This window comes from Phyllobacterium sp. P5_D12 (assembly GCF_054049495.1).
Genome location: NZ_JBFUMG010000404.1, coordinates 1 through 4,133 on the forward strand (window position 1 = coordinate 1; position 4,133 = coordinate 4,133).

Below are 4,133 nucleotides of genomic sequence, written 5' to 3' on the forward strand. Positions count from 1 at the left end.
CCAATTGTCCGGCGGGCAGCAACAGCGTGTGGCGATCGCCCGCGCGCTGGCAATCCGACCCAGACTGATGCTGTTCGACGAGCCAACCTCCGCCCTCGATCCGGAATTGGTGGGCGAGGTGCTGGCCACCATGCGCGACCTTGCCAAGGAAGGTTTGACCATGATCGTGGTCACCCATGAAATAGGTTTCGCTAAGGAAGCAGCGGACCGCGTCGTGTTCATGGACGGAGGCGTCGTCGTCGAAGAGGGTCCGCCGGCCGCGGTTCTTACCAATCCATCCCATCCCCGCACCAGAAGTTTCCTCAGCCGCTTCATCTGACCGGCGGGCCGAACAAAACACGGAAGACAGTCTCATGCCACAAACTTCAAACGAGTTCGCTCGCATTGCGGATTTCGACGATCGGACCGCCGAGCTCATCGAGACGCGCAGGCATCTCCACGCACATCCGGAACTCTCGTTCGAGGAGCATGAAACGGCCGCCTACGTCGCCGATCGCCTGGAACGCTGGGGTTACGAGGTGACCCGCAACGTCGGTGGCCTCGGCGTCGTCGGTCGGCTTCGGCAGGGTGCAGGCGGACGCAGCATCGCCATTCGCGCGGACATGGATGCCCTGCCTATCATGGAAGGAACCGGCCTGCCCTACGCCAGCACATCCGCCGGCAAGATGCATGCATGCGGCCATGACGGTCACACGACAATGTTACTCGGCGCAGCCGAATATCTGGCGCGTACCCGCCATTTCAACGGCACGGTCAATCTGATCTTCCAGCCTGCCGAGGAAGCCGGTAAGGGCAGCGGCGCTCAGGCAATGATCGAAGACGGGCTTTTCGATCGTTTCCCCTGCGACGCGATCTTCGGATTGCATAATCATCCCGGCGCGCCTGCCGGCACCTTCCTGATGCGATCGGGCCCGTTGATGGCGGCCTCCGATACCGCGACGATTACCGTTTTCGGAAAGGGCGGCCATGCCTCCCGCCCGCATCTGACAGTCGACCCGATCGTCGTCGCTGCAAACATGGTTATGGCGCTGCAGACGGTCGTATCCCGTAACGTAAATCCTATCGAGACCGCGGTCGTGACGGTCGGAACCATCCATGGCGGCACGGCATCAAACGTGATCCCCGAAACGGCCGAGATCGTGGCAAGCATTCGCTCCTTCTCGCCGGAGGTCCGTGACATGCTGGAGCGGCGCGTGCGTGGCATCGCAACGTCAATCGCCGAAGCGCACGGGGCCAGCGTTTCGATCGACTATGAGCGCGGGTACCCAGTCGTCATCAACTCGGAGAACGAAACGGCCTTCGCGATCGACGTCCTCAAGGAACTGGTGGGCGACGCCAAAGTGGGAGTGTGCCCCATGATTCCGGGTAGCGAGGATTTCGCCTATTTCCTGGAACACAAGCCAGGCTGCTTCCTGCGCCTCGGCAATGGCGAGAACTCGCCGATCCTGCACAGCTCGAAGTACGACTTCAACGACGACAGCCTGACCACCGGTGCCGCCATGTGGGCCCGGCTCACCGAGAGATTTTTATCGTTGTAGCCTCACCAAGTTCCAGACGTCAAACTCGCAGCCGAAGCTGCGTCTGAAGAAGCAGACAAGTCTACTCGATTGCCGTCACCTCGGCACCGCGGATCCGGAGTTCTGGTAGGATACTATGCGAGCCGCCCAGCAACCCGATCGGCAGTATGGCGAAGGCATTGGTGCCGGCCGGCATGTTTGCGATACGCTCGACGAAAAGCGCGCGTAGGCGATCGGCATCCATGAAATCGGTGGGCGTAAAAATTCCCTTGGCGGCGATTTCCTCTCCAAGRCTGGCGATCTCTGCGCTCTTGCCGGCCTTGTAAAGTTCATCGAGGTATTCACCAATGGGCCCGATACGACGGCGCAGGTCAAGAAGATAGGTGATCGAGGCTGGGCCGACGGAATTGATGATCTCCAAAGTCGGGGGCTTTTGCATCAACTGCATCTCGCCGTCGGAGGCGAGCGTCTTGACAGCACGCCCGATGGAAACGCCATAATTCGCGAGCTCGAGGCCGATACTCGGCGCGTCAGGAGTGAAGGAATGCTGTCCTTCACCAATGAGAAGCAAGCCCACCTCGAAACCGGAAAGCCTCTCGGTCGCATTTCCCGCTTGCGACGTTGAGAGGATGGTCTTGAGTTCCTCCTGATGGGGCTGCGGCAGGCGGGGGAAGACGGGTTTAAGATCGCTGTTCTTGAACTTTGTGGTAGACAGAATGAGGCTAGGGTTCATATCTATCAGAACCAATTTGGATTGGTCTATCAGACGCTTTCCCTCGGCCATGATGTCCGGGAAGAAATCAGCGCGGACGCGCACATAGCCGAACAGCACAATTTCTTGCGACTGGAATTTGGCGCGCCAAAATAAGGAGCTCTTCCTATTTGCCGCTCGTGACATCTCCGGCAAGGAGAGCACAACCATAAGTGCCGCAAATTGGCGGCGGTTAATGCGCATGGTTGCCTCCTCGTTGATCCGTCCCATGGCCTCGTCAATGGCGGTGCTTTCGCAATTGAACTAACCTCGTGAAACAGCATTTGTTCCGGTTGTCGCCAAATTCCGGATCGCAAAGCGTCACCCAGCGTGGGCATTTCGCTGCTTGGGAACAGCCACGCGACCTTCCATTCGCTGCACCGGGGGCGCTGACGTGAATTCCAATCGTGTATAGATCGCGCGGCAGCTAAGAAGGTAACTGTATGGAACTGACGATAGGCACGATCCTTGTCGCGTATTCCTGATCAGCTTCATGCACCAACGGCAGATCTATCGCGCCTGCTACGGATTGCTGGTCTTGACGGCTTTGAAACTGTTGTGGGACGGCGTTACCGGTTTTTTTGCGTGATCATGCGAGAACCCTTTCGTGGTTTGCTCAGCATCACATGCGGGCCAAAATTGGCTTTTGCAGGTTGGCTCACCCCTTGAAAAGCCCACTAAATTGCGCATCCCTTTAGAAACAAATTGGCGCACATTTTCGCTCGAGCTACAATCTCTTCGACGTTCGGCGCTGGCATTTGGCGCAGCATGGCTGCACGCTGCGGTTCCATGGCCATCATTCCCCGCAACATGCCGCTTGCGGCATGCGGATCGTCTAGCTTGATACGTCCACGCTCGACCTGTTCGCGAAGCCACGCCTCCATCAACGCATTGGTTCTTACGATTGCTTGCTCATAGAACGATGCTGCGAGTTCCGGAAACCGATCGGATTCGCCAATGACGAGGCGCATGATCCCAATCGTGTCGTCGGAGAGGGTAAGCATGCCATAGGCCGTCAGCACGTGTTCAAGGCCGACCCCTAAGTCATCGTTGGCATGCCCGGCGGGATCGACTGCCAGCAGAAAGCGGCCAATTCGAACGGATACCATGCAGGCGAACAGGTCTGCCTTGGTGGGAAACAGCCGATAAAGGGTTTTGGTTGAAACGCCGGCATTCCGGGCAATGGCGCTGATGCTCGCCGCGGCATAACCGCTTTCGTGAAACTGCGCATTGGCGGCTTCGACGATAACGCCTTTCGTATCATCGTCGCAACGAACTTGTGGCCGGCCCCGGGGGCGTTTCTCGATTTTGTGAATTACGACCATAACGATTTTCCAAAATAGCAATTGACAGCTCGTTTATACGGCGTATTTTAGAAAACGTCAAGTTTCGTAAATGGAGTTCATCAATTGAAGGCCGCAGCCCAAGTGACGGCGACCCGGAAATTCGGAGACCACAATGAGCAAGCTGCAAGCCTTAAACAACAATGTTGTTCAACCCGTTGAAATTGTCCCCACAGCGGAAGCGGGTTCGCCTGTCCGCATCGCGGAAGCGCCCCAGACGTCGGCCTCTGATGAGAAGCCGGTCCGGAAGCGTGGACGTCACTTACTTTTCGGTACAGCCGCGATCATCTTGCTTGCAGCCGGTGCCTATTATGGCCACGATTACTGGACGGTGGGTCGCTTCCACGTGGAGACTGACGATGCCTATGTGAAAGCGGATAATAKTTCGGTCGCGCCAAAAATTTCGGGATACATCGCCGAAGTCCTCGTCAAGGATAATGAAACGGTGAAGTCAGGGCAGCCCCTTGCCCGCATCGACGACAGGGATTTCAAGACGGCGCTCGAGCAGGCGATGGGCGATGT

General features: G+C 57.6%; 5 protein-coding genes and 1 pseudogene. 4 read left to right on the forward strand and 2 right to left on the reverse strand.

Annotated features, from left to right (window positions below; all coding sequences use genetic code 11):
- Both ACXJ5O_RS20455 and ACXJ5O_RS20460 read left to right on the forward strand, forming a co-directional pair.
- On the forward strand, positions 1 to 319 hold a 319-nt coding region (locus ACXJ5O_RS20455; RefSeq protein WP_457301499.1), incomplete at its 5' end, for an amino acid ABC transporter ATP-binding protein.
- 34 nt (positions 320 to 353) lie between these two features.
- A complete protein-coding gene (locus ACXJ5O_RS20460) occupies positions 354 to 1,538 on the forward strand; it encodes a M20 aminoacylase family protein (RefSeq protein ID WP_457301500.1) in 1,185 nt (394 codons plus the stop codon).
- Positions 1,539 to 1,599: 61 nt separating this feature from the next.
- Here ACXJ5O_RS20460 and ACXJ5O_RS20465 read toward each other — a convergent pair whose 3' ends face one another.
- A complete protein-coding gene (locus ACXJ5O_RS20465) occupies positions 1,600 to 2,472 on the reverse strand; it encodes a hypothetical protein (RefSeq protein WP_457301501.1) in 873 nt (290 codons plus the stop codon).
- A gap of 289 nt (positions 2,473 to 2,761) precedes the next feature.
- Here ACXJ5O_RS20465 and ACXJ5O_RS20470 point away from each other — a divergent pair.
- Positions 2,762 to 2,857 (forward strand): annotated as a pseudogene (locus tag ACXJ5O_RS20470) (sulfite exporter TauE/SafE family protein); the annotation flags it as partial.
- 88 nt (positions 2,858 to 2,945) lie between these two features.
- Here the strand turns inward: ACXJ5O_RS20470 and ACXJ5O_RS20475 are convergent.
- Positions 2,946 to 3,593 (reverse strand): TetR/AcrR family transcriptional regulator, encoded by a 648-nt coding sequence (locus tag ACXJ5O_RS20475; RefSeq protein WP_457301502.1) that lies wholly within the window; start codon positions 3,591 to 3,593, stop codon positions 2,946 to 2,948.
- A gap of 133 nt (positions 3,594 to 3,726) precedes the next feature.
- On the opposite strand from ACXJ5O_RS20475, the gene ACXJ5O_RS20480 reads away from it, so the two are divergent.
- Positions 3,727 to 4,133 (forward strand): biotin/lipoyl-binding protein (locus ACXJ5O_RS20480; RefSeq protein ID WP_457301503.1); only part of this gene is annotated, 407 nt, incomplete at its 3' end.

What these genes read in the sequence shown, in the direction of transcription:
- ACXJ5O_RS20460 (WP_457301500.1), top strand. Translation starts at nt 354, where the DNA reads ATGCCACAAACTTCAAACGAGTTCGCTCGCATTGCGGATTTCGACGAT.
- ACXJ5O_RS20475 (WP_457301502.1), bottom strand. Translation starts at nt 3,593, where the DNA reads ATGGTCGTAATTCACAAAATCGAGAAACGCCCCCGGGGCCGGCCACAA.